This window comes from Clostridium sp. (assembly GCF_047777555.1).
Taxonomy (GTDB): Bacteria; Bacillota; Clostridia; order Clostridiales; family Clostridiaceae; genus Clostridium_H.
In genome coordinates, this window is record NZ_JBKEEV010000009.1 from 33,992 (window position 1) to 60,493 (window position 26,502).

General features: G+C 31.7%; 24 protein-coding genes, 1 pseudogene, 1 riboswitch and 1 other annotated feature. Of the genes and pseudogenes, 9 read left to right on the forward strand and 16 right to left on the reverse strand.

Annotated elements, in window-relative coordinates:
- Positions 1-63: 63 nt before the first annotated feature.
- Positions 64-284: a binding site (T-box leader), on the reverse strand.
- A gap of 346 nt (positions 285-630) precedes the next feature.
- The 3 genes from ACFWTK_RS11700 to ACFWTK_RS11710 all read right to left on the reverse strand — a co-directional run bounded on the left by ACFWTK_RS11700 (position 631) and on the right by ACFWTK_RS11710 (position 4,346).
- Positions 631-1,224 (reverse strand): type II toxin-antitoxin system PemK/MazF family toxin, encoded by a 594-nt coding sequence (locus ACFWTK_RS11700; protein WP_415876157.1) that lies wholly within the window; start codon positions 1,222-1,224, stop codon positions 631-633.
- A gap of 69 nt (positions 1,225-1,293) precedes the next feature.
- A complete protein-coding gene (locus tag ACFWTK_RS11705; RefSeq protein ID WP_415876158.1) occupies positions 1,294-2,217 on the reverse strand; it encodes a CPBP family intramembrane glutamic endopeptidase in 924 nt (307 codons plus the stop codon).
- A 107-nt stretch (positions 2,218-2,324) separates the two neighbouring features.
- Positions 2,325-4,346 carry an N-acetylmuramoyl-L-alanine amidase gene (locus ACFWTK_RS11710; RefSeq protein ID WP_415876159.1) on the reverse strand — a complete coding sequence of 674 codons (2,022 nt, stop codon included), beginning with the start codon at positions 4,344-4,346 and terminating at the stop codon, positions 2,325-2,327.
- A 344-nt stretch (positions 4,347-4,690) separates the two neighbouring features.
- Here ACFWTK_RS11710 and ACFWTK_RS11715 point away from each other — a divergent pair, with 344 nt between their 5' ends.
- Complete coding sequence (locus ACFWTK_RS11715) at positions 4,691-5,335, forward strand: MBL fold metallo-hydrolase (RefSeq protein WP_415876160.1); 645 nt, start codon at positions 4,691-4,693, stop codon at positions 5,333-5,335.
- 161 nt (positions 5,336-5,496) lie between these two features.
- On the opposite strand, the gene ACFWTK_RS11720 is transcribed toward ACFWTK_RS11715, so the two are convergent.
- The 5 genes from ACFWTK_RS11720 to murI form a co-directional block, all read right to left on the reverse strand.
- On the reverse strand, positions 5,497-6,174 hold the full coding sequence (locus ACFWTK_RS11720; RefSeq protein WP_415876161.1) for a S24 family peptidase: 678 nt from the start codon (positions 6,172-6,174) through the stop codon (positions 5,497-5,499).
- 172 nt (positions 6,175-6,346) lie between these two features.
- Positions 6,347-6,739 (reverse strand): DUF3783 domain-containing protein, encoded by a 393-nt coding sequence (locus tag ACFWTK_RS11725; RefSeq protein WP_415876162.1) that lies wholly within the window; start codon positions 6,737-6,739, stop codon positions 6,347-6,349.
- Between the two features lie 19 nt (positions 6,740-6,758).
- On the reverse strand, positions 6,759-7,274 hold the full coding sequence (locus ACFWTK_RS11730) for a peptidylprolyl isomerase (RefSeq protein WP_415876163.1): 516 nt from the start codon (positions 7,272-7,274) through the stop codon (positions 6,759-6,761).
- Between the two features lie 90 nt (positions 7,275-7,364).
- Complete coding sequence (locus tag ACFWTK_RS11735; RefSeq protein WP_415876164.1) at positions 7,365-7,829, reverse strand: hypothetical protein; 465 nt, start codon at positions 7,827-7,829, stop codon at positions 7,365-7,367.
- A 97-nt stretch (positions 7,830-7,926) separates the two neighbouring features.
- Positions 7,927-8,700: a glutamate racemase gene (murI, locus tag ACFWTK_RS11740; protein WP_415876165.1), complete on the reverse strand. Its 774-nt coding sequence runs from the start codon at positions 8,698-8,700 to the stop codon at positions 7,927-7,929.
- 337 nt (positions 8,701-9,037) lie between these two features.
- Between murI and ACFWTK_RS11745 the strand changes: the two genes are divergently transcribed.
- The gene (locus ACFWTK_RS11745) at positions 9,038-10,936 is read left to right on the forward strand and encodes a glutamine synthetase (protein WP_415876166.1); all 1,899 of its coding nucleotides are present in this window, start codon (positions 9,038-9,040) and stop codon (positions 10,934-10,936) included.
- Between the two features lie 85 nt (positions 10,937-11,021).
- Here the strand turns inward: ACFWTK_RS11745 and ACFWTK_RS11750 are convergent, their stop codons facing one another.
- The 5 genes from ACFWTK_RS11750 to ACFWTK_RS11770 all read right to left on the reverse strand — a co-directional run bounded on the left by ACFWTK_RS11750 (position 11,022) and on the right by ACFWTK_RS11770 (position 14,916).
- On the reverse strand, positions 11,022-12,035 hold the full coding sequence (locus ACFWTK_RS11750; protein ID WP_415876167.1) for an ABC transporter substrate-binding protein: 1,014 nt from the start codon (positions 12,033-12,035) through the stop codon (positions 11,022-11,024).
- Complete coding sequence (locus ACFWTK_RS11755; protein WP_415876168.1) at positions 12,016-12,798, reverse strand: ABC transporter permease; 783 nt, start codon at positions 12,796-12,798, stop codon at positions 12,016-12,018. Before ACFWTK_RS11755 ends, ACFWTK_RS11750 begins: the two co-directional genes overlap by 20 nt.
- Positions 12,795-13,562 carry an ABC transporter ATP-binding protein gene (locus tag ACFWTK_RS11760; protein ID WP_415876169.1) on the reverse strand — a complete coding sequence of 256 codons (768 nt, stop codon included), beginning with the start codon at positions 13,560-13,562 and terminating at the stop codon, positions 12,795-12,797. The genes ACFWTK_RS11755 and ACFWTK_RS11760 overlap by 4 nt, the downstream gene beginning before the upstream one ends.
- Positions 13,563-14,231: a thiaminase II gene (gene tenA, locus ACFWTK_RS11765; protein ID WP_415876170.1), complete on the reverse strand. Its 669-nt coding sequence runs from the start codon at positions 14,229-14,231 to the stop codon at positions 13,563-13,565.
- A gap of 96 nt (positions 14,232-14,327) precedes the next feature.
- Positions 14,328-14,428: riboswitch (TPP riboswitch) on the reverse strand.
- A gap of 56 nt (positions 14,429-14,484) precedes the next feature.
- Positions 14,485-14,916, reverse strand: a complete 432-nt coding sequence (locus tag ACFWTK_RS11770) for a CBS domain-containing protein (RefSeq protein WP_415876171.1) — start codon at positions 14,914-14,916, stop codon at positions 14,485-14,487.
- 104 nt (positions 14,917-15,020) lie between these two features.
- Here ACFWTK_RS11770 and ACFWTK_RS11775 point away from each other — a divergent pair, with 104 nt between their 5' ends.
- The 3 genes from ACFWTK_RS11775 to ACFWTK_RS11785 all read left to right on the forward strand — a co-directional run bounded on the left by ACFWTK_RS11775 (position 15,021) and on the right by ACFWTK_RS11785 (position 20,076).
- Positions 15,021-15,359 carry a hypothetical protein gene (locus tag ACFWTK_RS11775; RefSeq protein ID WP_415876172.1) on the forward strand — a complete coding sequence of 113 codons (339 nt, stop codon included), beginning with the start codon at positions 15,021-15,023 and terminating at the stop codon, positions 15,357-15,359.
- Positions 15,360-15,640: 281 nt separating this feature from the next.
- Positions 15,641-19,075 carry a pyruvate carboxylase gene (locus ACFWTK_RS11780; RefSeq protein ID WP_415876173.1) on the forward strand — a complete coding sequence of 1,145 codons (3,435 nt, stop codon included), beginning with the start codon at positions 15,641-15,643 and terminating at the stop codon, positions 19,073-19,075.
- 338 nt (positions 19,076-19,413) lie between these two features.
- Positions 19,414-20,076 carry a hypothetical protein gene (locus tag ACFWTK_RS11785; protein ID WP_415876174.1) on the forward strand — a complete coding sequence of 221 codons (663 nt, stop codon included), beginning with the start codon at positions 19,414-19,416 and terminating at the stop codon, positions 20,074-20,076.
- Between the two features lie 105 nt (positions 20,077-20,181).
- Here the strand turns inward: ACFWTK_RS11785 and ACFWTK_RS11790 are convergent, their stop codons facing one another.
- Positions 20,182-21,006 (reverse strand): ZIP family metal transporter, encoded by an 825-nt coding sequence (locus ACFWTK_RS11790; RefSeq protein ID WP_415876175.1) that lies wholly within the window; start codon positions 21,004-21,006, stop codon positions 20,182-20,184.
- Between the two features lie 226 nt (positions 21,007-21,232).
- Between ACFWTK_RS11790 and ACFWTK_RS11795 the strand changes: the two are divergent.
- Positions 21,233-21,304, forward strand: a pseudogene (locus tag ACFWTK_RS11795) (helix-turn-helix transcriptional regulator); the annotation flags it as partial.
- Positions 21,305-21,757, forward strand: a complete 453-nt coding sequence (gene def / locus ACFWTK_RS11800; protein ID WP_061857736.1) for a peptide deformylase — start codon at positions 21,305-21,307, stop codon at positions 21,755-21,757.
- 106 nt (positions 21,758-21,863) lie between these two features.
- Here def and ACFWTK_RS11805 read toward each other — a convergent pair whose 3' ends face one another.
- On the reverse strand, positions 21,864-23,324 hold the full coding sequence (locus ACFWTK_RS11805; RefSeq protein WP_415876176.1) for an aminoacyl-histidine dipeptidase: 1,461 nt from the start codon (positions 23,322-23,324) through the stop codon (positions 21,864-21,866).
- Between the two features lie 565 nt (positions 23,325-23,889).
- Between ACFWTK_RS11805 and ACFWTK_RS11810 the strand changes: the two genes are divergently transcribed.
- Both ACFWTK_RS11810 and ACFWTK_RS11815 read left to right on the forward strand, forming a co-directional pair.
- Complete coding sequence (locus tag ACFWTK_RS11810) at positions 23,890-24,888, forward strand: phosphodiester glycosidase family protein (RefSeq protein ID WP_415876177.1); 999 nt, start codon at positions 23,890-23,892, stop codon at positions 24,886-24,888.
- Positions 24,889-25,003: 115 nt separating this feature from the next.
- Positions 25,004-25,834 carry a rhomboid family intramembrane serine protease gene (locus ACFWTK_RS11815; RefSeq protein ID WP_415876178.1) on the forward strand — a complete coding sequence of 277 codons (831 nt, stop codon included), beginning with the start codon at positions 25,004-25,006 and terminating at the stop codon, positions 25,832-25,834.
- 48 nt (positions 25,835-25,882) lie between these two features.
- Here ACFWTK_RS11815 and ACFWTK_RS11820 read toward each other — a convergent pair whose 3' ends face one another.
- Positions 25,883-26,488, reverse strand: coding sequence for a TerD family protein (locus ACFWTK_RS11820; RefSeq protein WP_415876179.1), 606 nt, complete (start codon positions 26,486-26,488; stop codon positions 25,883-25,885).
- Positions 26,489-26,502: the final 14 nt, after the last annotated feature.

A 26,502-nucleotide genomic window follows, 5' to 3' on the forward strand; every position in this document is an offset into this window, starting at 1 on the left:
CTACACTTCTAACCTGAAGCTCTACTTCGCAATATTTATGTTATAAACAAAAATAGCTCCGCCCATAAGGACGCAGCTATGCATAAACCACCCATGTGAAATCAGTTCAAGTACTACCATACTCTATTTCTTAACGCGAAATGACGAATAAACTTACTAGGATCAACCCTTTTCAGTTCTTTACTCCCAGGTGATTTTCTTTAAACCTTAGCTGTGAGGCTTCCACCATTCCCCACTCTCTTTTAGCATACAGTTTAAATACTTTTCCTGTTCATAGTATTTTTCTATCTACATTATCATTTTTAGTCATATTATATTATAACGATGCAGCATTGTCAATTCCTGCTCGTACTTTATTCACACAAGAAAAAAAAGATTGATTAAACCAATCTTTTTTCTTATATGTTATATAGTCTCCTAGCCTTCGCTAGGTATGTTATTTTTTTAAAGAGTGATATGAAATATAGTCTCCTAATCTTTATTAGGTATGTATTATATCTCTAACGACTTAATTTTATCATTAATGCGCAACTTAGGCAATATGTTTTTTAATATTTTTTAATATTTTTTTTATTTTTCATTTAACTTTTTTATTATCTATTAGTATTATATTCAAAAGTTCAAAATTAATTACAAATCTAGGGAAATTCTAAGCTTGCCATCTAAAATTTCCATAAAATCATTTTGTAAAGTTGCGATATGTCTTCCAAGCCTTGCTTTTGATACCACTTTTATCTGCTCAGCAAGAACTGTACCTGTAATATGATTTTTTTCACCATCTTCAAGAATATAATCACTCTCTCTAAGTTCTATATGCACCGCGATCTTCTTAGGCCTATTGGATATAGGTGCAATTATGGTAGTTGGAGCATTCTTGTTCCCTGTATCATTTTGAATTATTATAACTGGTCTGATTTTATTTTCCTCTGAACCAATGTTTTGCCCAAGTTCACAAGTCCATATTTCACCTCTTCTTGGGATTACTTTTGCACCTCTTGATGCATCATCATTCATTTTCATCTGCTCGTTTACCCATCGAACATAATTATGAATTTTGATAATAGCATAAGCCTTTTTTCTTGTATTTTCAATGTCCATGCTTCTCTTTAATCGATCGTTCACCATAGTCTCATATTCTTTTAATAAGTCATAAACACCTTCTCTTTCCTTAATTATAAATCTTTTCAATTCTTCATCATTCATGGTATTAATGTCCTGTTTCATTGTGAAATCCCCCTTATGTTACTTCATAAACAGAAATACCCCTTTATTCTCCTAATTGCTATTCATGCCTTATATACTTATTAACTCCCCCACTATTACAATCACATATATTACTAAAGCTCCATATACAGGCCAATTCATAACCTTTACAGATGCTTCTCCTTCGTGAAGGCCATCTCTTCCATGTATCTTAGTTAATCTTCCTATTAATATTATTATGATTCCTAAACCTATTATGCCTAAAATTAGCATTGAAAAAAATGTATTAAGCAATTGAGCTTTTGGCATAGAGGATATTCCCGTATTTCGCGCTAGTTCTACAGACTCACCGCTTAGGTGCATCATTTTAGTTGCAAGTTCTGATAAAAGCACCTGAGTCCCATTGATTGTAAAATGACATATCATAGATGAATATATAGAACCCGTTATTCTAACTAAATATGCAAATATTATTCCCAAAACAAAGGCATATAATAATTGGTTTCCATCTAAATGCAATATTGCAAAGAAAGTTCCTGTCATTAAAGCAGCTTTTCTTATATTAACATTTTCATATCCACCTAAAACCACACCCCTCATAGTAATCTCTTCACAGATAGCAGGTGTTAATGCTATTATGCCCAATCTTACTATAAGTGGAATATCGTCCAAACTTGAAACAACTTGACTTATTCGATTTGGAAAAGCAAATTGAGTTATGAAAGATAAAAACATAGCTATGGGTTGTGCGAATATTCCTATGGCAATAATAATCCCTATAGATTCGATTCCTATTTTTTTTAACTTTAGTGTATCCTTAATAGGCTTTCTAGTAATCATAAAATAAATTATAGTAGGAATCAACAGCAAAAGTATCTGAGGTAATACAATATATAGTTCAGAACTTATATTCATTCTTTTGAATAGTGGTACAAGTGCGCTAGGTGCTATTGCATATAATAGTAATAAAATAAATGCAAATAAGTTAGCTTGAAATACACTTTTATTTTCCATTATATAACTCCTCTTTAAAAATTAATGATATAATACTATTAATATAATAAAGGAAGAGACAGAATATTACAACTTACTTTTGTAATATTTTTCTCTTCCTTTTTCCTCTATTTTCCTATAGTCTTCATAATTCCTCTTGCTATAGCCTCTGCATATCTTTGTTGATACTCTGGTTTTTTAAGCATGGCCTCCCTTTCAGGATTGCTTATAAACTCTAGCTCCACAAGAGTTGCAGGAGCATCTGTATATTTAAGTACATAAAGCCCATTTCTATCTTTTATTCCTCTATCTTTAAAGCCAAACTCTGATATGATTTCCTTTTGTATATTTTGAGCTAAAGCCATACTCTTAGCACTTCCTCCAAAGTAGCAGGTTTCTACACCAGTTACTGAAGAATTATCAAAACTGTTTACATGAATAGAAACAAAATAATCTACTTTTGCATTATTAGCTATATCAACTCTAGTTTGAAGTTCAACATTTTTATCATTAAGCCAGCTGTCAGTATCATTGGTTCTGGTATATATAACATCTATTCCATTCTTTTTTAGAATATCTCCAATTTTAAAAGTTACTGCTAATGTTATATCTTTCTCCTTAGTTTTATTTTGTCCTACAGCTCCTGAATCTGGACCACCATGTCCTGCATCTAAAGCTATCTTAATCTTCTTTTCTACAGGCTTAGGTGCTATTACTACAGTAAGGGTTATTTCTTTATTATAATTCTTAACTCTTCCTGTAAGTGTTATAGTTCCTGCCTTGCTTGTATCTATGCTCTCTTTGTCCCAAATAACATCAGCTTGAATTGTTTCACCTGATACAGTAACCGCTTTAACTGTTTGAGGTAATGTGTACTTATCCCCTTCAGTTATCTTTTCATTAATATTATTTACTGTTTTTATTTCAGCATTAGATGTTCCAGGATCCACTTTAGAGTTTACTATAACCTTGAAAGTTACTTCATTATTGTAGTTTAAAACAGTTCCTTTGTAATAATATGTACCTTCCTTTGAGGTATCCACAGAGGTCTTGTCCCATTTTACAGTTACTTTAGAAACTGTGCCATCACTCATTTTTGCATCTATGCTAGTTGGCAATGTATATTTTTCATTCTTATACAATAAAATCGTTTTACCAGGCACATCTGTTATATAGGACTTTTGAGATATATTTAAGTATTTCAATACAGCAGAGGCTATAGCTCCTGCGCTGTTATCCTTGAAAGCTTGACTATTTAAAATTGCCTCTTCTTTAGGGTTTGTTATATATCCTAAATTAGTATATACAGCTGTAGCATTTACACTGCTTAAAGTTTTTAAAGTGCTCTCTTCAATAACTCCTTTTTGACTTGCTTTATTATAAAGTTCATCTTTAATATAAGAAGCTAATTTTTGAGAATTAGTATCTCCTTTTAAATAATAGGTTTGTGAACCAACAGCAGTAGTGCTTATAGCATTACAATGTATGCTTACAAGTATATTTGCTTTAGCATCGTTAACTATTTTACTTCTAGCTGCTATGCTCTCGTTAGCACTCCAAGGTACACTATCTGTAGTTCTAGTATAAACCACTTCTATTCCATTTGCTTTTAGAATCTCTCCAGCCTTTAATGCTACATATAAATTTATATCTTTCCCTTTTATTCCAGAAGGTCCAACTTCCTGTGCTTCATCATTTGCAGCACGTCCAGCATCTAAAACTACTACTGGCACTTTAGGCAATCCTGGTTTTTCTGTTTGGGTTGTATTAATCGTAAATTTCATTCTTATAGGAGTCTTTATTTTGTTCCCATCTTTAGATTTAACCTGATCCTTTATAAGCAAAGTGTAGGTTTTTCCTTCTTCATAACTTTCTAATGGAGAGACAGATACGGTTTTGCTATCCTTACATTCTACTTTAATCTTTACCTCTTCATTTTTATCGTTCAATACCACTATATTATCTGTGTTAATAGAATCTGGATCTAATTCATTGTTAAATTTTATAGTCCATACCTTATTAATACTTATATCATCCCCCTTTCTTTCTTGCATTTCTTCATAGTCAAGGGCTAATGCTCTTGGTGATAGACCTACTACAACAAAAAATACAATCACCGAAAACATTAAAAGTCTTTTTACTAAGTTCACAATATCACCTCTCCAAAATCAACATTTATATGTATATTTTATTTTATGTAGATAAATAATGCAATAATCCTACATATATCTAAAAATTTATCAAATTTATTTGAAATTTTTGGCTTTATATATATATACGAAATTTCTTAAGTTTAGTTATGGCTTTAAGGATTAAAATGTAATTTGATTCATTATACTCCATATATTATTAATCGTATTATTTATATAAATATTAATAATATCACTATGTAAATAGTAGTTATCAGTGTAATTTTTTACACAGTTAAGTCCATACTATATGATATAATTACCTATAATGGAAATACTAAAGTTTTGTAAAGGAAGTGTTTTTAATGGAGATAACTTGGATTGGGCATTCATGCTTTTTGATTAAAGATTCCAAAGGGAGAAGGATTTTGACAGATCCTTTTGATGATTCTGTAGGATATAAGACATTTAAAGATGAAGTTGATTTAGTAACCATAAGTCATCATCATTTTGATCACGATTATTTAGACAGCATAAAGAATAAGCCTGAAATTATAGATAAAGTAGGGTTATTCAACAAATGCGATATACCTGTAGAAGGGATACCATCTTATCATGATGATGTAAAAGGAGCTAAAAGAGGAGAAAACATCATTTATGTATTCACTATAGATGGATATAAAGTTTGTCATTTAGGAGACCTTGGACACATTCTATCTGAAGAAGACATAAAAAAGATAGGAGATATTGATGTGCTTCTTATTCCTGTTGGAGGAAATTATACTATAGATGGAAAGGAAGCGTCCTACGTTGCAAAAAGCATAAATCCTCACATAATAATACCTATGCACTATAAAACATCATATATATCTTTCCCTATATCTGGAGTTGAAACCTTTATAACCAACATGAAAAATGCTGCTAAAGTAGGAAGTCATATTCTTAAAGTTGAAGGTGAACTTACAGAAAGAAATGTAGTTAAGATTTTAGAACCAGCACCACAAAATTAGCGAACTAGCTTCTTTGAATATTAGAAGGATTTTAAATTGATTAGTTAAAGAAGTTTAGAGGGTTTAGAGTCCTAAACTCAGCAAAGCGCCTAAACTCCCTAAACTTTTATTTCTTATTCTTTACACTTTAAACTTGTTTTGTTCTCTATTTTTTACTAATATTATAAAGCTATTTCAACTCTATCAAGTCTTACTAAAACTTTAATATCTTTTATTCCTACGGTTTCAGTTCTTAAAGTGCTACTGTTGCTTATTAATAGTAATTTACTGCTGTCTAATTTCTTTATTTGTCTTATATATCTTTTATCGCCTCTCTCTATAAGACAAATTGCATTGTTTTCTATTTCATGGGTTATATGTCCAAATGCTATATCACCTTTTGATATTCTATATCCTATCATGTCATCATCTTCTATTTGCAAAAATAAAACTTTATCCTTTGAATGACCTTCTATTTTATTATTTATAACAGGCATCTGTCTTAATGCCAAAGCCTTGTTCATATCGTACCCATAAATAGGAACTGCCTTTAACACAGAACTAAAAGCATCATTCCAAACATCATTTACTTCCTCAACAGTCTTTTTATTTTCTCTTTTCCCCTTTTTTTCATCTATTACCTCTTCAAAGGTTTCAGCTTCAAAGGACATTGTAATGTCATTAAAATCTTTTCCTAAAACTTTTGATATTTTGTCCATAACGCTTTCATTTACGACTTTTCTTCCGCTTTCTACTTCCTTTATAAAACCCTCTGAAACTCCAAGCTTTTTAGCTAGCTGTTTTTCAGTCATTTTTAAGTTTAATCTAGCTTCTCTTATCTTGCTCCCCACTCTGCTCATATCTCAATGCCTCCAAATTAACATTTTTTAAGATAATATACTAATATTAATACATTATATTTTAATACAATGTTCCATCATTTATCAACAATACATTTTATAAGATTATACTTAAAAATAAAACAGCCCTTGAAATCAAATAATCTCAAGAGCTAGATTCTACTTTATTATATTATCTTTTTTCTTGTTTCTTTTTATTCTGATACCATTCTCGTTCCTGCATTAGGTGTTCTAAAAGGTCTTTAAACTTCCATTCAATTGACGTAGGTGTTACCACAGCAAAAATCGGTTTTCCCTGAAAGTTGTCTTTAATTACCTTCATGCCATTCATAACGTCACTATCTTCGCATCTATTAAATAAAACTACCTTTTCCTTAGGTAAATTACATATCTTTTTTTCATATGCCATACCTAATAAAATATCTTTTACTGTAGTTTCTCCCATATCATCTTTAATAACTTTATATTGAGGAAGATTATTTTCCTCTAATAATTTTTTTAATACTTCTTCTTCCTGTTGGTTAAACCCATAAATCAATAATGTTTTTTCAGTTTCAGAAGCCATTTTTGCACCTCGATTTTATCTATATTTTTTCTGGTTCTGGATAGTCTACTCCAAAAGTATCCACTGTAACACTTTCCATAACTTGATCTTCATATGGTCTATCACTATAATCTGTCTTTGAGTTAACTATTTTATCTACTGCTTCCATTCCCTCTATTACCTTACCAAAGGCAGCGTATTGTCCATCTAAATGTGGAGCTTCTTCTACCATGATAAAAAATTGACTTCCGGCTGAATTCGGATCCATAGTTCTCGCCATGGATAATACACCTCTTGTGTGTTTTAAATCATTTTTAAATCCATTAGACGTAAATTCACCCTTTATTGAATAGCCTGGTCCTCCAATTCCTATTCCTTTTGGGTCTCCTCCTTGAATCATAAAGCCTGGAATCACTCTGTGAAATATGACGCCATTATAAAACCCTTTCTTTACTAAGCTGATAAAATTATTAACTGTATTAGGAGCAATATCTGGGTATAATTCAGCCTTAATCATATCTCCATTTTGCATTTTAATAGTAACAATCGGATTCATAATATTTTTCTCCTCTCATTTTAACTTCTGTAAGATATTTAATATATTAGACTAAATTATACCACATTATACATATTCATCACAAAAGCTTCAATAAATCTTTTCGCTAGTCCAATCTATGCTAATGTTGAGATTGGATACCTCATTATTAAGTCTTATAAATAGGCAGCCATTCGGAAGCATTATCAATACAGAGTCCTTTAAAATATCGCACTCCTCGTTTCGTAAAAGTTTTTTTCTTATCAATTCAACTTTTTTATTATCTTTATATTTTTGCATTCTTGTTTTAATATTGAATATTCCTATTTTATTCGTACACTCTGAATCTTCTTCGCCCCTAAATAGTTCTTCTCCATGCATTAAACATAGTTCATTATCTTCATCTTTAATAAAAATTTTCATAGTTTTTATTGTACATATCTCATTACTATTAGAAGGATTTTTAATGATAATATAATTGAACTTCTCTTTTTTATTCAGTTTTATATAGGATGTCCTGTCCTTAGATTTATCTATTAAATCCTCCTCTTCCTTTCTTACAGTAAAAACCTTCATTTTATCACCTTATTTCTATCGTTCTAGTCCGCTATTAGTAAGAACTCCTATAGTAATAGCTTATTCTCGTCTTTATTTAAGGTGATAAATTGTCTTATTATAATTGTAGCAACTTTTTTGATACCTCTATAATCTCATTACTTTCTAGAGAATTTAAAATGGTAATTTTACCATTTTCATTTTTATCATTAATTATACCTCTATTTGACAATTGTCTTTTTAACTGTGCTGCCGTTCCCTTGCTTCCATCTATAATTGCAACTTTATCTCCTAAAACATTAGCTAACTCTTCCTTTATAAATGGATAATGTGTGCATCCAAGAACCACGGAAGATATAGTTTCGCTTTGCAGCGGCAGGAATTTTTCTTTTAAAAATTCATTAACCTCTTTTCCCTTTACTACTCCTTTTTCTATATATTCAACTAGTCCCGGACAAGGGAGAGGTACTATATCAGCATTCTCCTTATATCTTTCCATAAGATTATAAAATTTCTTTTCTGATAATGTCATAGGTGTTGCCATTATCACAATTTTTCCTTCTCTTTTTAGCTCAACTGCTGGTTTTAAAGCAGGTTCTATTCCTATTATGGGCATATTTCTATATGCATTTCTTAAGTTCTCAATGGCAGCACTAGTTGCAGTATTACACGCTATAACTATAGCCTTAACATTATGCTTTAGTAACAGCTCTGATGCCTTAAAAGTTAGTTCTCTTACCTCATCAACACTCTTTGTTCCATAAGGAGCATTCTTTGAATCTCCAAAATATATAAAATCTTCATTTGGAAGAAGTTTTATAGCTTCTCTTAAGACGCTTAATCCCCCAACCCCTGAATCAAAAAAACCTATAGGCATATTTCTTACACTCATACTATTTAAAATTCGCCTCCGATTTCTAACACATATGATAAAATTATACTTCATACATATTATAATTTCTACTTAATTACTTTTAATATTAGCTCCCTTTAATTATAAACCTTAATCATTGAATTTCAATTTTTCTTTATATAGTTTATAATATTTATTGTTTATTAATTTTCTGTCTGAGAATTTTAAACTTTTATATAATATCACATTCTGATTGACACTTTCATAATTATATAATATTATTTTTATATAATTATTAATATAACGTCAATTACAATGATAAATATTTAAAATTCCCATAAAACTTTAAGCACTCTAATAAAAAAGGAGGATAAATATGTTTAATGATTTAATTTACACCATCCACAAAGAAGAACACTCAGAGGAATCTTTAAAGAAGTTATTAACCTCTCATCCTGAAATTAAGTTTGTATCTGTAGTAGGTATCGATTTATCAGGCAATGATACAGATGCCAAAATTCCTATAAGAATATTTTTAGAAGATATAAATGGGTTTTTAAAAGGTGCAATACAAACAGATGGATCCTCTGTAGCCTTTCCTGGAATTGCCACATTAAATAACGCTAAAGTGGATATGATTCCTGACATTGATGTTAATTGGTTCGTAGATTATAATTTCGAAAACTTTGATGAAGAATTAGAAAAACCTATAGGAACTCTTAGAATTCCATGTTTTTTAATTCATGACGGAAAAGCAATAGACTCAAGACACATTTTAAAGTCTTCTATTACTAATATAGAAAAAAATCTAATGAATTTTTTTGAGAACCGTCCCGAATTATTAGATGTATATGGAATAACTATAGACGATATAGAGGATATAGTCGCTACAGCTGCAACAGAGCTTGAGTTTTGGGTGAAAACTCCTCAGGAAAAAGCTCATGTCGAAGAGCTTTCAACTTCCCAAGTGCTTAAAGAACAGTACTGGACTAGAACAAGAGGCGTAGTTAGAACGGCTTTAGAAGAAGCTTTAATGTTGATGGATAAGTACGGCTTAGATGCTGAAATGGGGCATAAAGAAGTTGGCGGCGTTAAAGCTACTTTAGGAGAAGGCGGAAATCTTACTCACATAATGGAACAATTAGAAATAGACTGGAAGTATGCAGATGCTGTTCAAGCTGCTGACAACGAATTATTTGTAAGAATTTTAGTAAAAGAAACTTTTAGACGATACGGACTTGATGTATCCTTCCTTGCTAAACCTGTAGATGGTGTAGCTGGTAGTGGTAAGCATACTCATTTAAGTATAGCTTTAAAATTGAAGAATGGAAAAAGAATAAACTTATTTGCTCCAACAAATAAGCACTTCTTAAGCATTTATGGATACGCTTCTCTAATGGGTGTATTAAAGAATTATGAGATTATAAATCCTTTTGTAACTGCAACCAATGATTCTTTTAGAAGATTAAAACCTGGATTTGAAGCTCCTGTTTGTATAGTTACCTCTATAGGTCATTCTGTAGATATACCTTCTAGAAATAGAACTATATTAGTAGGTGTTATACGTGATATCGGCTCCCCTCTTGCTTATAGGTTTGAGCTTAGATCCCCTAACCCTCATACAAATACTTATCTTGCCTTAGCCGCTCTATTTATGGCTTGCAACGATGGTATAAACTATGCAGTAACTAATAAAAAGACAGAGGATGAGCTTTTAGCAGAACTTTCAAAGGAAGCTGGAGTTGAAGCTGACTATCTTGAAAAAGACAGAGCTTATAGAAGTGAGAATGATGTTTTCGAGGACTACACTGAAGAAGAGCGAAATAAATTATTTGGAAAAGCTCCTGCTACAGTATACGAAAACCTAAGTGCCTTTGATGCTTACCCTGAAAAACTAAAGACTTTAAAATCTGGAAATGTATTTACTGATAAAATAATTGAAAGTTATAAGTCTGCTGTAAAAGACAGATGGATAACAGAAATTAAAGGAAGAATCATTCCTCATTATGTTGATGAAATCAGAAGCTTTAAGATACTTCATGATACCTCAAAAGCTCTTGATATTGATGTTACTAGGTGGCAAAAAGTTAATGAGCTAAGGCTTTACTTAATGAAGGATTGTTACTCTTCAAAATCTCTATTTACACGAATAAAAGAAGCAGTTGAAAGCAAAGACTACGCAACTGTATCTAACCTCCAAATTGAAATGGAAAGTAAAATGATAGAATTAAGAGAACTTTATCACGATTATACTAGAAACCTTCTAGACATATAATAAGAACAGTTAGGTGCTAATTAAGAAAAATGCTGAATTAAGAAAAGCTTAATTCAGCACTTTTCTAAACTACCTAAACTCAGTTTTATTGAAATACAGCTTTACTATCAACTTTTCCTTTAAGTAAATTCTTCTCTTGTAACCATTTAATATTATTATTCCAATTCTCTTCATCTTGGCTTAAGAACTCACCACTTTTACTCTCCATTAAAGGTAATAATATTTCTAAACTCTTCTTTTCTATATCTGCATCAAGGGGAAAACTTTCATTTTGTACTTTTAATACTAAGTCTAAAGCTTTATCAGGATTATTCTTAGTGTATTCAAATCCTTTTTTAACTGCACTTAAGAAGGCTTGTATATTGTCATTGTTATTTTTAATTCCTTCATCACTAGCTATAAATACTAATTCGTAATTGTTTGGTACTCCATAATCTACTGGGTTAAAAGTATCTAATTGAATTCCTTGTTTTTCTAATAATATCTTTTCATGATTGATATATCCACCTATAATTGCGTCAACTCTTTTAGTTTCAATACCAGCCATAAGGTCATAACTTACATCTACAAATTCAACTTTTGAAGGATCTCCTCCATCTTCTTTAACCATTGTATTTACCGTTTCCTTATCAATTTCAAAGCTTGGAAAACCTACTTTTTTTCCTTCTAAATCTTTTAATGTTTTAATTCCTGCATCCTTACGAGCCATAAGTTGATTTAAAGAACTTCTGACTATTGCTCCCACTGATTTAACAGGAATATTTTCTTCTCTAGATAAAATAACTTGCTTTGGATAACTTATAGCTAAATCTGCCTTACCTGAAGCTACTAATTTAATTCCATCATCAGTGCCTGCTGGCGTAATTAGATTAACCTTCAATCCTGCTTCTTTAAAGTATCCTTGATCTTCTGCAGCATATAAGAATGCATGTACTGCATTTGGATACCAGTCTAAGAGAACATTAATTTCTTCTAAATCTTTAGTATTACTTTGTCCTTCCTTATTATTTGCCTTATTGACGTTACTTGCACATCCACTTAATACTAAACTAAACAACATAACCATTATCAAAAATATACTAGTCTTTTTGAATCTCATAATTACCCTCCTTCATTCCTCTTCTATATTTTAATAAAGTCTTTTCTAGTAAAACTCCTATTGAAAATAAAAGTAATCCTAAAAATGATAAAACCAACACTCCTGCAAAAACTGAATCTGACTGTAACATTCCTGCTACCCTTTTTACATATATGCCCAATCCTTTTTCAGCTCCTAGCCATTCTCCTATAGTAGCACCTGCAACACTATAGGTTGCAGCTATCTTAAAACTGCTTAAAAAGTTAGGTAATACAGACTTCATATGCAGTTTAAAGAATATTTGAGCTTTACTTCCTCCTAATGCCTTTAAAACATCCTCTAAATCTTTATCTACACTATTTAATCCATCTAGTGTACTTATGACTATAGGAAAAAAGCAAAACAATACCACCACTGCTACCTTTGACCATATAGTATATCCAAACCACATAACCATAATGGGAGATAACGCTATGGTGGGTATTGTTTGGGAAAATATTATAATTGGATATAACGTCTTCCCCACATTCCTCCAAAAGTATATGGAAAAAGCACAAGATATACCTATAGCTACAGATATACTAAGTCCAAGTATTGCTTCTCCTAAAGTTACTAGCGAATGATTATATAATAATTGTTTTTGGGTCCATAAGGCCTCTAGCACTTTAGAAAATCTAGGCAGAATATAATTAGGCACCTGAAAGTATGGCACTAAAACTTCCCAAGCTAAAAATATAAGTATTATGAATACTAAAGGGAACATATAATACTTAAGCTTCTTCATTTTGCTTTTCCCTCCTTGTTCTCATCTAGCATATCAAGGATATTTAGAATAGACTTTTTTAGCTCTATAAATTCACTAGTAAGCGTAGTTTCATAAGTTCTAGGCCTTTTAATGTTAACCTCTATGGATTTCAAGTCTTTATACGGAAGCTCTGTTGCAATAAGTATTCTATCAGATAAAAGCAAAGCCTCTTCAATATCATGAGTTATCATAAATACAGTATTCTTTTCCCTCTGGAAAAGCTCTAATAACCATGTTTGCATCTTTCTTCTTGTCAATGCATCTAAGGAAGAAAAAGGCTCATCTAATAAAAGTAATGATGGTTTATTTACTATTGCCCTTAAAAAAGAAGCTCTTTGCTTCATGCCACCCGATAATTCATGGGGATAAGACTTTTCAGTCCCTTTAAGTCCAAAGCTTTCAAAATATGTAGCTGCTATTTCCCTAGCTTCTTTTTTGCTATAACCATTTAATTCAAGTCCAACTGATGTATTATCAAGGATGTTTCTCCAAGGCATTAAACAATCTTTTTGCGGCATATATCCTATAATATTTTTATGATTTTTATCTGCTATATTTATAGTGCCTTTATCTGGCTTTAGCAAACCTAAAATCATTTTAAACAGAGTACTTTTGCCAGTTCCACTTGGTGCAATAATTGTAACAAATTCATTTTTATCTATACTAAATGATAAATCGTCAAGTATAAGCTTATCTGAATCTTTATATTTAAATGATAAATTATTAACTTCTAGTGCTTTCATCTAAATGACCCAACTTTCTTTTTTATAACATCCGTCCCAAAACATATATTCATATTTTGAAGATAAAACAAAAATCTCCTCTAACTTTTTAAGTTCTCTTTCAGGAAGTCCTTCAGCTTCCCTATCCATTAATTCAATGCACCACTGATTGTGGTTATTGTATTCCTTATCTGCATAAGTAAGTATCCATTCTCTATAAAGAGGATGCTCTAATGATTTTTCATTTTTAGCTAAAGTGCTGCCAATAAATGCATAGCTCCACATACAAGGAAGTAATGCAGCTACTAGCTCAGCTAAGGAACCTTCTGTGGATACTTGAAGCATAAACTTAGTATAGGATAAGTTATTTGCATTTGGCTTTGCAGCTTGAAGTTCCTCTTTAGTTATTCCAAACCTCTTAGCATATTCAATATGTGCATCCATCTCAATGTTTACTATAGCATTTGCGCATTTAGAAAAGGCCTGCATATCTTCTAAAGAATCCGACTTAACCATGCCTAATGCAAAAAGCTTTATGTAGTCTTTTAAATATACATAGTCCTGCTTAACATAAAAACAAAACTTGTCCTCTTCTAAAGTACCATTGCTAAGTTCCTTCAAGAAGGGATGCTCTAAACATGCTTTCCAAATAGGCTTACCTTTTAAAAATAGTCTTTGTGAAAATTGCATAAAAAAACTCCTTTCAAATAGTATTAGGCATACCATTGAAAAGAGTTAATAGTCTAATTTAATTACCAAATCTATATAAACCTTAGATTTAGCTTTCATATTATCTTACAACTTCCCTTCGCTGGCATTACCCAAATCAGGTTTAAAGGGTCTGAATAAAATTCATCTCAGCCATAACAGCTCCCCTAGTGTACAATATTTTTTTACACCATTTTACATCCTAACTAAAATTGTGTCAATACCCTGTCTTTTGTTACTGGTTACTGACTATTTTATCATGCATTTGAAAGGCTTTCTTATAGTAATAATTGATAATTTCACTTCTTTTTATTATTCCTATAAAAACCCCATCATCGTCAACTACTGGTACAAAGTTTTGGTTTATAGCAAGGTTCATCAGGTCTTCAATATTAGCTTGTATATTCACTGGAGTATTAATCATACGTCTAGGTATATCCTTAAGTCTTACCTTATCAGTATTTTTAAAATTTAAATCAGGAGTATTCTTTAACTTCCATAACAAATCTCCTTCTGTTATAGTTCCTATGTATTTTCCTTTGTCATCAATAATAGGAATTGCTGTATATCTATGATATTCCATTCTCTCTAATACCTGTCTCATAGTAGAGTTCTCTTTTTCATATATTACATCTTTTTTCGGCGTAAGAAAAAATGCTATATTCATTTTGTCTTCCCCCCCATATAAAATTTCGTCGCAATTTTCTTATATTATGCTTATAATGTAATTATAACATATCATAATTAAAAATATAAACGGGGGGTTATATTGTGGATTTAAAAAATACATTTTCTAAATTAAAACAAACTGCTGTAGATACTGCCTCTACTGTTGCTCAAACTGCTAAAGAGGGTTCTGCTGTAGTAGCTAAAAAATCAGGTGAGCTTATTGAAATTTCAAAACTCACAGTATCTATAACTTCTGAGGAATCTAAATTAAAAGATGTTTATGCACTAATTGGAAAAAAACTATGTGAAAAACATACAGCTGGATTATATATAGACCCCGAACTAGTAGAAGACTGTGATTATGCTCTTAAGCTAAAATCTAATATAAACGAAATGAAAAATAAGATTCAAGAACTAAAAAACACTGATAACGCAAAATAAAAGCAAAGGATAAATAAAAAAATTGATGATTAAGGTGCTAGTTTCTAGCACCTTAACCTTTATTTATCATCCTAATTTCCAAACATAAAAAATATAAATCAGAGTCTAAGAAACAGTATCACCTATTGACAATTTAATGAATTTTGCAAGTAAAAAAATGAAAATATGCAATTGAAATAATTCTTTAACTGATATATAATAAAGTTATTCTAATTTTTGAATTTATAAAATAGCAAAAGTTGCAACGTTTACATATATATCACTTAAAAGGGGGATTATGAATGATAAAAAAATTCAAAAGAGTCCTAGTAGCAAACAGGGGTGAAATTGCTATTAGAATTTTTAGAGCTTGCAATGAGTTAGGATTAAGAACTGTTGCTATATATTCAGAAGAAGATAAGGTTTCTTTATTTAGAACTAAGGCTGATGAAGCCTATTTAATTGGAAAAAATCAAGGACCCATTGAAGCTTATTTAAATATAGATGAAATAATCAACCTAGCATTAAAAAAAGGTGTAGATGCTATCCATCCTGGATATGGATTTCTTTCAGAAAACCCAGAATTTGCTAGAAAATGTGAAAAAGCTGGTATTGAATTTATAGGTCCTACTGCAGAAATGATGGAAAAGCTTGGAGATAAAATTAAATCTAAAATTTTAGCTCAAAGTGTTGGAGTTCCTACTATTCCTGGAATAGAAAAACCTGTAACTTCAGAAGAAGAGGCAGTTGAATTCGCAGAATACTGTGGATATCCAATTATGTTAAAAGCTGCTGCAGGCGGCGGCGGTCGTGGTATGAGAATAGTTAGAAACAAAGAGGAACTTCTTCCTGCATTTAGAAGCGCTAAAAATGAAGCAAAAAAAGCCTTTGGAATAGATGATATATTTATTGAAAAATACTTAGAAAAACCAAAACATATTGAAGTTCAAGTTCTTGGGGATAAATATGGCAATATTGTCCACCTATATGAAAGGGACTGCTCTATTCAAAGACGTCATCAAAAGGTAATTGAATTTACCCCTGCTTTTGCTCTTCCTGAGGAAAAAAGGAGGGAAATTTGCAGTGATGCTATAAAAATTGCTAAATCTGTTGGTTATAGAAGTGCTGGTACTTTAGAGTTTTTAGTAGATATGCACGGAAATCATTATTTTATAGAAATGAATCCAAGGATTCAGGTAGAACACACTGTAACAGAAATGACCACTGGAATAGACATTGTACAGAGTCAGATATTAATCGCTATGGGATATCCTCTCTCCTCCGAGGAACTAGGTATAAAATCTCAGGAAGATATTAAACCTCGTGGATTTTCTATTCAATGCAGAATAACAACAGAAGATCCATCTAATAATTTTGCTCCTGACACAGGGAAAATTGATGTATACAGAACTGGCTCTGGATTTGGTGTAAGACTTGACGGAGGAAACGGATTTACTGGAGCAGTAATCAGTCCTTACTATGACAGTCTTCTTGTAAAAACAACAACTTGGTCAAGAACCTTTGAAGATGCTATAAGGAAATCCCTTCGTTCTATGAAGGAATTAACCATATCAGGTATAAAAACAAATGTAGGATTCTTAATCAATGTCTTAAATCATCCTACCTTTGCAGAAGGTAAATGTACCACAGGATTTATTGAAGAAAACAAAGAACTTTTTAATATTACTACAAAGCAAGATAAAGAATATAATATCCTAAGATATATAGGAGAAAAGGTTATAAATGAAACTCGCGGAGTGAAAAAAGACTTTGACGTGCCACATGTGCCTAAAGTTACTGTTCCTTCTGATTTAAGAGGCACTAAACAAATTTTAGATAAAAAAGGTCCAGAAGCTCTAGTGGATTGGATAAAATCACAGGAAAAATTGCTTCTTACAGACACTACCATGAGAGATGCTCATCAGTCCTTAATGGCTACAAGGATGAGAACTATAGATATGCTTAAAGTGGCAAAGGCTACTTCTGTTCTTGAAAAAGATTTATTCTCCCTTGAAATGTGGGGAGGAGCAACATTTGACGTTGCATATAGATTCTTAAAAGAATCTCCTTGGGTTCGTCTTGAGGAATTAAGAAAGAAGATACCTAATGTCTTATTTCAAATGCTTATAAGAGGTTCTAATGGAGTTGGCTATAAAAACTATCCTGATAATGTAATTAGAGAATTTATAAATGAATCTGCAGCTTCTGGCATCGATGTATTTAGAATATTTGATTCCTTAAACTGGCTAAAAGGCATGGAAGTTGCAATTGATCAAACCTTGAAAAACGGAAAAATTGCAGAAGCTTGTATCTGTTACACAGGAGATATATTAGATTCTTCCCGTGATAAATATTCCTTAGAATATTATATAAATAAAGCAAAAGAGATAGAAAAGATGGGTGCTCATATACTAGGTATAAAAGATATGTCCGCTCTTTTAAAACCTTATGCAGCATATAAACTAGTAAAAGCTCTTAAAGAAGAAATTTCAATACCTATACACCTTCATACTCACGATACTACTGGTAATGGTGTAGCAACTATAATAATGGCTGCTGAGGCTGGAGTAGATATTGTTGACACAGCACTAAATAGCATGGCTGGACTTACAAGTCAACCTGCACTAAACTCAGTTGTAGCAGCTCTTGAAAACACAAAAAGAGCTACTGGACTAGATATAGATGGACTTCAAAAGCTTTCAGATTACTGGGCTGCAGTAAGACCTGTTTATGAGAAATTTGAATCTGGATTAAAATCAGGTTCTACAGAAATCTATAAGTATGAGATTCCAGGTGGTCAATATTCAAACCTAAAACCTCAAGTTGAAAGCTTTGGTCTTGGTCACAGATTTGATGAAGTTAAAGAAGCATATAAGCAGGTAAATACTTTAGTTGGAGATATAGTAAAGGTAACTCCTTCTTCTAAAATGGTTGGAGATTTAGCTATATTCATGGTACAGAATAATCTAACTCCTGAAAACATATTAGAAAAAGGTAAAGATTTGGCCTTTCCAGATTCAGTAGTTGCATACTTTAAAGGAATGATGGGTCAGCCTGAAGGTGGTTTTCCAAAAGAGCTTCAAAAGATTGTCTTAAAAGGAGAAGAACCTATAACTTGCAGACCTGGAGAACTTCTTCCTCCTGAAAACTTTGAATATATCAGAGATGGCTTGAAAAAATACTTTAATATAGAACCTACTAAGCAAGATATACTAAGCTATGCATTGTATCCTGATGTATTTAAAGATTATTTAAATTATATCAAAGAATATGGAGACCTCAGCAGGATGGGAAGCGATATCTATTTCCACGGATTGCGTGAAGGTGAAACCTGCGAAATAGAGATTAAAGAAGGAAAAACTATAATCATTAAACTTCTTGAAATAAGCAAGCTTGATGCTGAAGGAAATAGAACCTTATACTTTGAAGTAAACGGAAATAGACGCGAAATAAAGATTAAAGATAGAACCACAAACGCAAACTCTATAAAGCAATCTGATATACAAATGGCTGATCCTAATGACCCTCATCAGATTGGCTCAAGTATACCAGGTACAGTTTTAAAAGTGCTTGTTAACGTTGGAGATGAAGTAAAAGAAAATGATAGTCTAATAGTAATTGAAGCCATGAAAATGGAGACTAACATCACTGCTTCAGCTAGTGGAAAGGTTGAAGCTATCTTAGTTAAAGAGGGCGAGCAAGTAAAATCTAAACAACTTTTAATAAAGCTTAAATAAAAGTTTTTTAAGATATTCATATTTATTTAAATAATAAAAAAAGCTTAGGCTGTAGGGATATTATCTTCTACAGCCTTTTTATTTACTCTTCATAATATTTCTTTATACCTACTGTCATTTCTACAAGTATCACAAATAGCAAAACTACATAAACTTACCCTTAAAATTTTATTTTTAGTAACATTTGTTACTGTATATATCTCTATATTAATATAAGCTTATTACATATAACAGATTTATGTATCTAATTTGGTATGAATGCAATTGCATACGATAATACTATAATAGTAACAATTATTTTATAGTTGAAAATTTTTGAATGAGAGGTGTTTTTATAAATGAGTAAATTTTTAGCTCCTATTCATACATGGTTATTTAACAAAATAAAGTTATACGAAGCACTTGAAAAGGATGTTATTGATAATTTAAATAGCAATCTTAAAACTGGCATTCTAGATATATTAGGAGATATAGAAAACAGATATCCATCCCCACTAGATGATACTCCTCTTGAGGAAGTCATAGATTTAACCAATATTCATGGATGGCTTCAAAATAGAATAAGAATTGCTGAAACTAGACAGGCTTATCTAATAACTAGAGTTGTAGAAAGATTTGGAGATGAAGGCTTTAATCTTGTTAAACAAGCCTATATAGAGCAAGGAAAAGCTGCTGGGTCTGATGCTGCTGAAAAATATAGTGTAGCAACTCCAGAAGACTTATTTAAAACTTTAAATAACTATATATTAGAAGGTATGCCATGTGATAGCGCAAATAGCATTATGAGATCTGAAGAAGATATAATAGAATGGAGAACTGTAACAGATCTTCATAAAGACCACTGGGAGACTGTGGGTGGTGATGCTGCAAACTTCTATGAACTTCGTAGAAATTGGATAGAAGCCTTTGTAGAATCAGCAAACCCTAAATTTAAGTATTCCTTTGAAGTTAAGTACTTAAATGAGGTTAAAGAATATCTTCATGCTATAGTTAAAAAATAAGTGTAAAATTCACAGTGAAGGAAGTAATTAAGCCGCTCTTAATCCTTTCCTTCACTTTTCATTTTCCTTTTCCCCTTTCTTATTCAAACATCTTTTTAAGTACTATTATCCTAATGTGTTATCTAAAAACATCATGATTACAAACCCCACTAACATGGCATGAGTAGCTTGTTTTGAATGCCCTTCTTGACTTTGAGTTTCTGGAATAATCTCATGAGCGATTACGAAAAGCATTGCACCTGCAGCAAATGCCATAGCAAAAGGCAATATTGGCTTTGAAATTTGAATAAGAGATACACCTAAGAGCCCACCAATGGGTTCTACTAGTCCACTTGCAAGAGCTATTAAGAATGATCTTTTTCTTGAAAATCCCTCTCTTAATAAAGGCAAAGCTACTGCCAAGCCCTCTGGGAAGTTCTGAAGTCCAATCCCGATAGCAAGGCTCAGTCCATTAGCAATATCTCCATCGCCAAAGCCAACCCCAACGGCTAATCCCTCTGGAAAATTGTGTATAGTTATAGCCAATACAAATAACCAAGTTTTTCTCAATCTTCTACTTATTGTTATAGCAAGACTATCTATTGCTTGCTCTTCATTAATTTCATCCACTGCATTAGTAAGTAAATTGGTATCTGGAAAATATTTGTCTATGGCATCAATAAAGAATCCACCGCATAAGATTCCTATTAAAGTAATCGTTGAACCTTTAACTCCTCCACCTCCTTTTTCAATAGCAGGAACTATAAGACTAAATGAAGTTGCTGCTAACATTACTCCTGCTGCAATCCCTAGCAGCATATCTAAAATTTTTTTTGATACATTTTTTGTAAAAAATATAGGGATAGAGCCAACTCCAGTGGCCAATCCTGCACAAAGGCTTGCCAAAATTCCCAGCCAAATCAGATTAAAATGTGAAAGATATTGAACCATTTTTAACTTTTAACCCCCTCGTTACCTTCACTACTTTTATAATATGATTTAGCGAAGTTATGGGCACTCTTTTTTATTAGGAAGAGTTAGCATTACTAGTTACTTTTTTTGCAGTACACTTGCAATAGTTATTTGTATTTATAGAATTCTATCCGTTACGTACAGCCAACTTGACATAACAGCAGAACATTATTAAACTCAAAATGTAAGGTCAACACTACAGGAGATAGAAGAGATTTTTCTTTTCGAAGAAAGTGAAAGAAAATCAAGATCACAGCAAAGTAGAGGTGTAATTTAGATGGCATTAAGGCAAATTAGACATTTTGGTGATGAAATATTAAGGAAAAAAAGCAAAACAGTAGAGGTAGTAGATGATAAAATAAGACAAATACTAAATGATATGGCAGATACTATGTATGCTACGGAAAATGGCGGAGGCTTAGCAGCTCCACAAATAGGTATACTAAAGAGATTAGTTGTGATAGATATGGGTCAAGGACTTATAAAGTTAGTTAACCCAAAAATAATTAAACAAGAAGGAACACAAGAAGTTATAGAGGGATGCTTAAGTCTACCAAATGTATGGGGAAAGTTAAAAAGGCCTGCAAAAGTAACAGTGCAAGCGCTAAACGAGAATGGAGAGGAAATTATATTGACAGCTACGGGCGATTTAGCGAAATGCTTTTGCCATGAGATTGATCATTTAGAAGGTATCCTTTTCACTGATTTAGTTACCGAATATGTTAGATAGTATTATTTAGATTCTACCCAAAATCAAAACCTAGATGCGGACAGTAGTAATATTTAACCACATCTAGGCTTTTTTCTTCCTTATCTAGTACATGGTTACTGGTTATTTATGATTTTATTGCCTTTAGTACTTGTAAAAGATACTCATATGTTCTCTTAGTTGAAGAAATGCTTAATCTTTCTTCTGGAGTATGCACATCAAGCATAGTTGGTCCAAAGGAAATCATATCTATGTCCCCAAGGATGTCTTTTAATAGTCCACATTCAAGTCCTGCATGTATTGCTGTTATCTTAGGTTCTTTTCCGTACATATCCTTATAAACCTTTTTAAACACTTCTCTAATGTATGAGTTTTCTTTATATTCCCAAGCTGGATAATCAGCTTCTAGTGTCATTGCTGCTCCAACAAGATTGCATAAGCTCTCAATTTCTCCTACAATACTTTCCTTTAAACTTTTAACTGAGCTTCTTATAGCACTTTCAAAAGTTATTTCATCTTCAGTTGTAGTAACCACACCTAAATTTGTAGAACTTTGCACTAACCCCTTAATGTCCATGCTCATAGTTTGAACCCCTTGTGGAATAAGCATTAATAAAGATATAATTTTATCTGTTAAAGCTTTTGAGAATACTCTATATGGTTTTCTTTCCACTTCTTCCATTTCCACAACTACTCCTGGATCCGATACTCTAAGCTCATCTTTAAAAATATTGTGCATCCTTTTAACTATATTGTTTAAAACGCCTTCATTTCCTTCTCTTATGAATATAACAGCTTCAGCTTCTCTTGGGATAGCATTCATCTTAGCCCCGCCATTTATATCGGATATATATAATTCCATTTGTGAATTTATACTATTCAATACTCGTCCCATAAGCTTATTAGAATTTCCTCTACCCTTATCTATATCCGTTCCAGAATGTCCGCCCTTTAGACCTTTTATTATGATTTTATATGGAATGAAGCCTTGTCTTTTCTCTTCTAGCTCTACTGTGAGTCTAACCCTATTTCTAACTCCTCCTGCACAAGAAGTCAAAAGTTCACCTTCTTCTTCTGAATCGATATTTATCAAAATCTCTCCAGAAAGATTTTCTGCTTTAACTCCAGAGGCTCCTGTCATTCCAGTCTCCTCCTCAGTTGTTATTAAAACCTCTATAGGAGGATGCTCTATATCATTGCTTGCAAGAATAGCTAAACAATAAGCAATTGCTATTCCATTGTCCGCACCTAAGGTAGTTCCAGAAGCTTTTATAAAGTCTCCTTCAACTCTTAATTTAATAGGGTCTTTTTCAAAATCATGGTCTACATCCTTATTTTTCTCACAAACCATATCCATGTGACCTTGTAAAATTACCGTAGGAGCATTTTCATAACCTTTAGCAGCACCTTTTTTAATTATTACATTTAAGAATTCATCCTGTATTACTTCTAAGTTATGTTCCTTAGCAAAGTTAACTAAATAATCACTTATAACTTTTTCTTTTCCAGAACCCCTAGGTATTCTGCTAATCTCCTCAAAATATTTAAAAACTAAACTTGGAGATAAATCTTTAAGTATATTATCCAAAACTACTCATCCTTTCATAGTTTAATTATGTAATCATGTCTTCTGTAATAATTTTAGCATATACTTAATATTTAATACAGAAACTTCCTCACTTCTCAATAAACTTTATATTTATTTTTTATTTTATTCATCTATTGAATATATATAACAGATGTTGTATAATTATACATAGACATTACTAAATTTTTTCTTAATTAATATTCCCCTATTAAGAAGCTTTTAAATACTTAGAGGCTTCTTTTTCCATGTAATTAATATGTTTAATCTAATTAATCTATCTTTGATCTAATAGTAAATTTATTCCATTTTAATTCAAATAAGGAGATATGATGTAATTTATTCATCTATATTTTCAAAAATATAGATTTTTATCGAAATTTTACAATATTAACTTAAAGTTTATGTTTGTATATTTAAGTTTTAGCTATATAATATATATGTATGTTTTATTTTAATTACAGTTGCTTCTTGTATGATTATAGAGTTATAAAACATTAAAATATAACTTTTAAACTCTATATTTCAGACTTAATGATATATACAAGAATAAATGAAGGTGGTTTGCATGTTAAAGAAAGAGTCTTTATCTGGAAAGTTTCCAAAGAAACTTTTTGTACTGTTTGAAATTGTTTTTACGGTTTTAACTGCTCCATTTATATTGTACTATGGCCCTTTTGAAAATGTTAAGGCTACTGTAGTTGGATCTGCCATGACAACTTCAACTCATCAATGGATTGCTACGATGTTTTTATCTCGTAAACGCATAGATGAGATACTTAGCCGAAATAAAATAAATACTATTGTTCAATCTGATATAAATGAATTAAAAAAAGAAATTAATGCTGGAATAGCAAGTAACACTAACGAAATTGAAATGCATGATATTGATGGAGATAAATTTGAAGGTCATTTACTTATAATAAAAAATCCTAAGAGTATAAAGGTTGGATACAGTGAAAAGCTTGGAGAAAAAGGTGAAACCACTAGTGCTATGGCTAAAAGATATAATGCAGTTGCAGCTATAAATGCTGGTGGCTTTATGGCTAATAAAAATCTAACTGATTCTCAAGATGAAATGGGTAATCCTGGTGGAATCCTTATCTCTAATGGTGAAATTATTCATAATGGTTTGAAAAAAGATGAAAAGATATGTATAGCAGGAATAACAAAAGACGGAATTCTTTTGGTGGGCGACTATAATTTAGAAGAAATGCAAAAGCTAGGTGTAAGTGAAGCGGTATCTTTTGGTCCTGCACTAATTGTCAATGGTAAAAAAACCATTACATCTGGTGATGGCGGTTGGGGAACTGCTCCTAGAACCGCTATTGGACAGCGCAAAGACGGAAGTATTCTCTTTTTAGTAATTGACGGAAAGTACATAGGAAGACTTGCAGTGACATTAAAAGAACTACAGGATATATTGTATGAATACGAAGCATACAACGCTGTAAATTTAGATGGTGGTTCATCTTCTACTATGTATTATAACGGAGAAGTTATCAGCAATCCGTATAAGTCTTCTGGTGAAAGACCTATTCAGTCTATATTTTATGTGACACCATAATAATTTAAAAGAAATGTATACTTAAGGCTCGCATTATATATGTGAGCCTTGTTAATATATAAATATGCAAAAGCTATGATAATACTAAACTAAGCTATTAAGAGGGGTGATATTAATGAATTGGATAGATAAGCTGGAAAGAAAGTTTGGGAAGTTTGCTATAAGAGGGCTTATAACTTACATAGTTGCTATAAATGCTATTGTTTTTGCATTAATATATATTACTGGCTCCTACAAAATTATAAGTCTTTTAACCTTAAATCCTGACCTAGTATTAAGAGGTCAAATTTGGCGACTTATAACCTACATATTTATTCCTCCTCAAACCAGCATATTTTGGATAATATTTGCTCTTTATTTTTCCTATATGGTTGGAACTGCTTTAGAGGATGAATGGGGAAGCTTTAGATTTAACCTTTATTATTTAATGGGAATGATAGGAACAACTATAGCTGCTTTTATATCAGGAGGTTCTGTATCTGGAGTATATTTAAACTTGTCTCTATTCTTAGCCTTTGCAAGAATTTATCCTGATTTTGAGCTGCTGCTATTTTTTATACTTCCTGTTAAAGTAAAGTACTTAGCTTGGTTTGAATGGATTTATGTAGGATTTACTATAATCTCTGAGCCTATACCATATAAACTTGCAGCCCTAGCCTCAATAATTAACTACTTCATCTTCTTTGGAAGAGATATAGTTAGAAGGAGTAAAACCAATACACAATCTTATTATAATAAAAAGAGATTTCAATCAAAGATTCCAACTAAAACCTACATTCACAAGTGTACTGTTTGTGGAATAACTGAAAAAGATAATCCAAATATGGAATTTAGATATTGTTCTAAATGCGAAGGTGACTACGAGTACTGTATGAATCATCTACATAATCATGAACATAAAACTAAGGTTATAGACTTTGAATCTATTCGCAATAAAAAAGTTTAAAAAGAAAAGTGAGGGAGAATTATCTCCTTCACTTTCTTCATATATATTTTATCTGAACCTATTTACCATTTCTCCTAGCCCTGAAGAAGTATCTCCTTCTCCTGTAGCTGCAAACTTCCATTCTCCATTATGTCTATAAATTTCTCCTACATATAGAGCTGTCTTATTTGAATAATCTTCTGTTAAATTAAACTTAACCATTTCCTGGTTGTTTGCAAGGTTTACAATTCTTATAAATGCATTTTTAATCATTCCGAAGTGCTGCTTGCGTTTTACACAGTTATAAATGTTTACAACAAAGACTAATTTTGAAATGTCTTGAGGAACCTTAGCAAGCTCAATCATGATTTGCTCGTCATCCCCATCGCCGTCTCCAGTAAGATTATCTCCCATGTGCTGAACGCTTCCACTTTTGTGATGTTTGTTTCCAAAATATATTATATCATCTTTTGACTTTATTTTATTATTAGCATCTAGCATAAATACAGATGCATCGCAATCTATATTTGGAGCGGCACCTCCAAATAATGCCCCTAGAAGTCCCCTACCGCTTTGAGCTGCAGGATCCCATCCTAGACCTACCATTATCCTTGACAATCCTGCATTGTCCTTAGTCAAACTTATTCTTTGACCTTTTTGTAAATTAATAGCCATCCCTAATCCTCCTA

Excerpts from the sequence above, each read along its gene's own strand:
- ACFWTK_RS11715 (WP_415876160.1), top strand. The coding sequence starts at position 4,691 with ATGGAGATAACTTGGATTGGGCATTCATGCTTTTTGATTAAAGATTCC.
- ACFWTK_RS11790 (WP_415876175.1), bottom strand. The coding sequence starts at position 21,006 with ATGGTTCAATATCTTTCACATTTTAATCTGATTTGGCTGGGAATTTTG.
- def (WP_061857736.1), top strand. The coding sequence starts at position 21,305 with ATGGCATTAAGGCAAATTAGACATTTTGGTGATGAAATATTAAGGAAA.
- ACFWTK_RS11785 (WP_415876174.1), top strand. The coding sequence starts at position 19,414 with ATGAGTAAATTTTTAGCTCCTATTCATACATGGTTATTTAACAAAATA.
- ACFWTK_RS11735 (WP_415876164.1), bottom strand. The coding sequence starts at position 7,829 with ATGAAGGTTTTTACTGTAAGAAAGGAAGAGGAGGATTTAATAGATAAA.
- ACFWTK_RS11720 (WP_415876161.1), bottom strand. The coding sequence starts at position 6,174 with ATGAGCAGAGTGGGGAGCAAGATAAGAGAAGCTAGATTAAACTTAAAA.
- ACFWTK_RS11750 (WP_415876167.1), bottom strand. The coding sequence starts at position 12,035 with ATGAGATTCAAAAAGACTAGTATATTTTTGATAATGGTTATGTTGTTT.
- ACFWTK_RS11745 (WP_415876166.1), top strand. The coding sequence starts at position 9,038 with ATGTTTAATGATTTAATTTACACCATCCACAAAGAAGAACACTCAGAG.
- ACFWTK_RS11760 (WP_415876169.1), bottom strand. The coding sequence starts at position 13,562 with ATGAAAGCACTAGAAGTTAATAATTTATCATTTAAATATAAAGATTCA.
- murI (WP_415876165.1), bottom strand. The coding sequence starts at position 8,700 with ATGAGTGTAAGAAATATGCCTATAGGTTTTTTTGATTCAGGGGTTGGG.
- ACFWTK_RS11810 (WP_415876177.1), top strand. The coding sequence starts at position 23,890 with ATGTTAAAGAAAGAGTCTTTATCTGGAAAGTTTCCAAAGAAACTTTTT.
- ACFWTK_RS11820 (WP_415876179.1), bottom strand. The coding sequence starts at position 26,488 with ATGGCTATTAATTTACAAAAAGGTCAAAGAATAAGTTTGACTAAGGAC.
- ACFWTK_RS11780 (WP_415876173.1), top strand. The coding sequence starts at position 15,641 with ATGATAAAAAAATTCAAAAGAGTCCTAGTAGCAAACAGGGGTGAAATT.
- ACFWTK_RS11770 (WP_415876171.1), bottom strand. The coding sequence starts at position 14,916 with ATGAATATAGCATTTTTTCTTACGCCGAAAAAAGATGTAATATATGAA.
- ACFWTK_RS11725 (WP_415876162.1), bottom strand. The coding sequence starts at position 6,739 with ATGGCTTCTGAAACTGAAAAAACATTATTGATTTATGGGTTTAACCAA.
- ACFWTK_RS11815 (WP_415876178.1), top strand. The coding sequence starts at position 25,004 with ATGAATTGGATAGATAAGCTGGAAAGAAAGTTTGGGAAGTTTGCTATA.
- ACFWTK_RS11700 (WP_415876157.1), bottom strand. The coding sequence starts at position 1,224 with ATGAAACAGGACATTAATACCATGAATGATGAAGAATTGAAAAGATTT.
- ACFWTK_RS11705 (WP_415876158.1), bottom strand. The coding sequence starts at position 2,217 with ATGGAAAATAAAAGTGTATTTCAAGCTAACTTATTTGCATTTATTTTA.
- ACFWTK_RS11730 (WP_415876163.1), bottom strand. The coding sequence starts at position 7,274 with ATGAATCCGATTGTTACTATTAAAATGCAAAATGGAGATATGATTAAG.
- tenA (WP_415876170.1), bottom strand. The coding sequence starts at position 14,231 with ATGCAATTTTCACAAAGACTATTTTTAAAAGGTAAGCCTATTTGGAAA.
- ACFWTK_RS11755 (WP_415876168.1), bottom strand. The coding sequence starts at position 12,798 with ATGAAGAAGCTTAAGTATTATATGTTCCCTTTAGTATTCATAATACTT.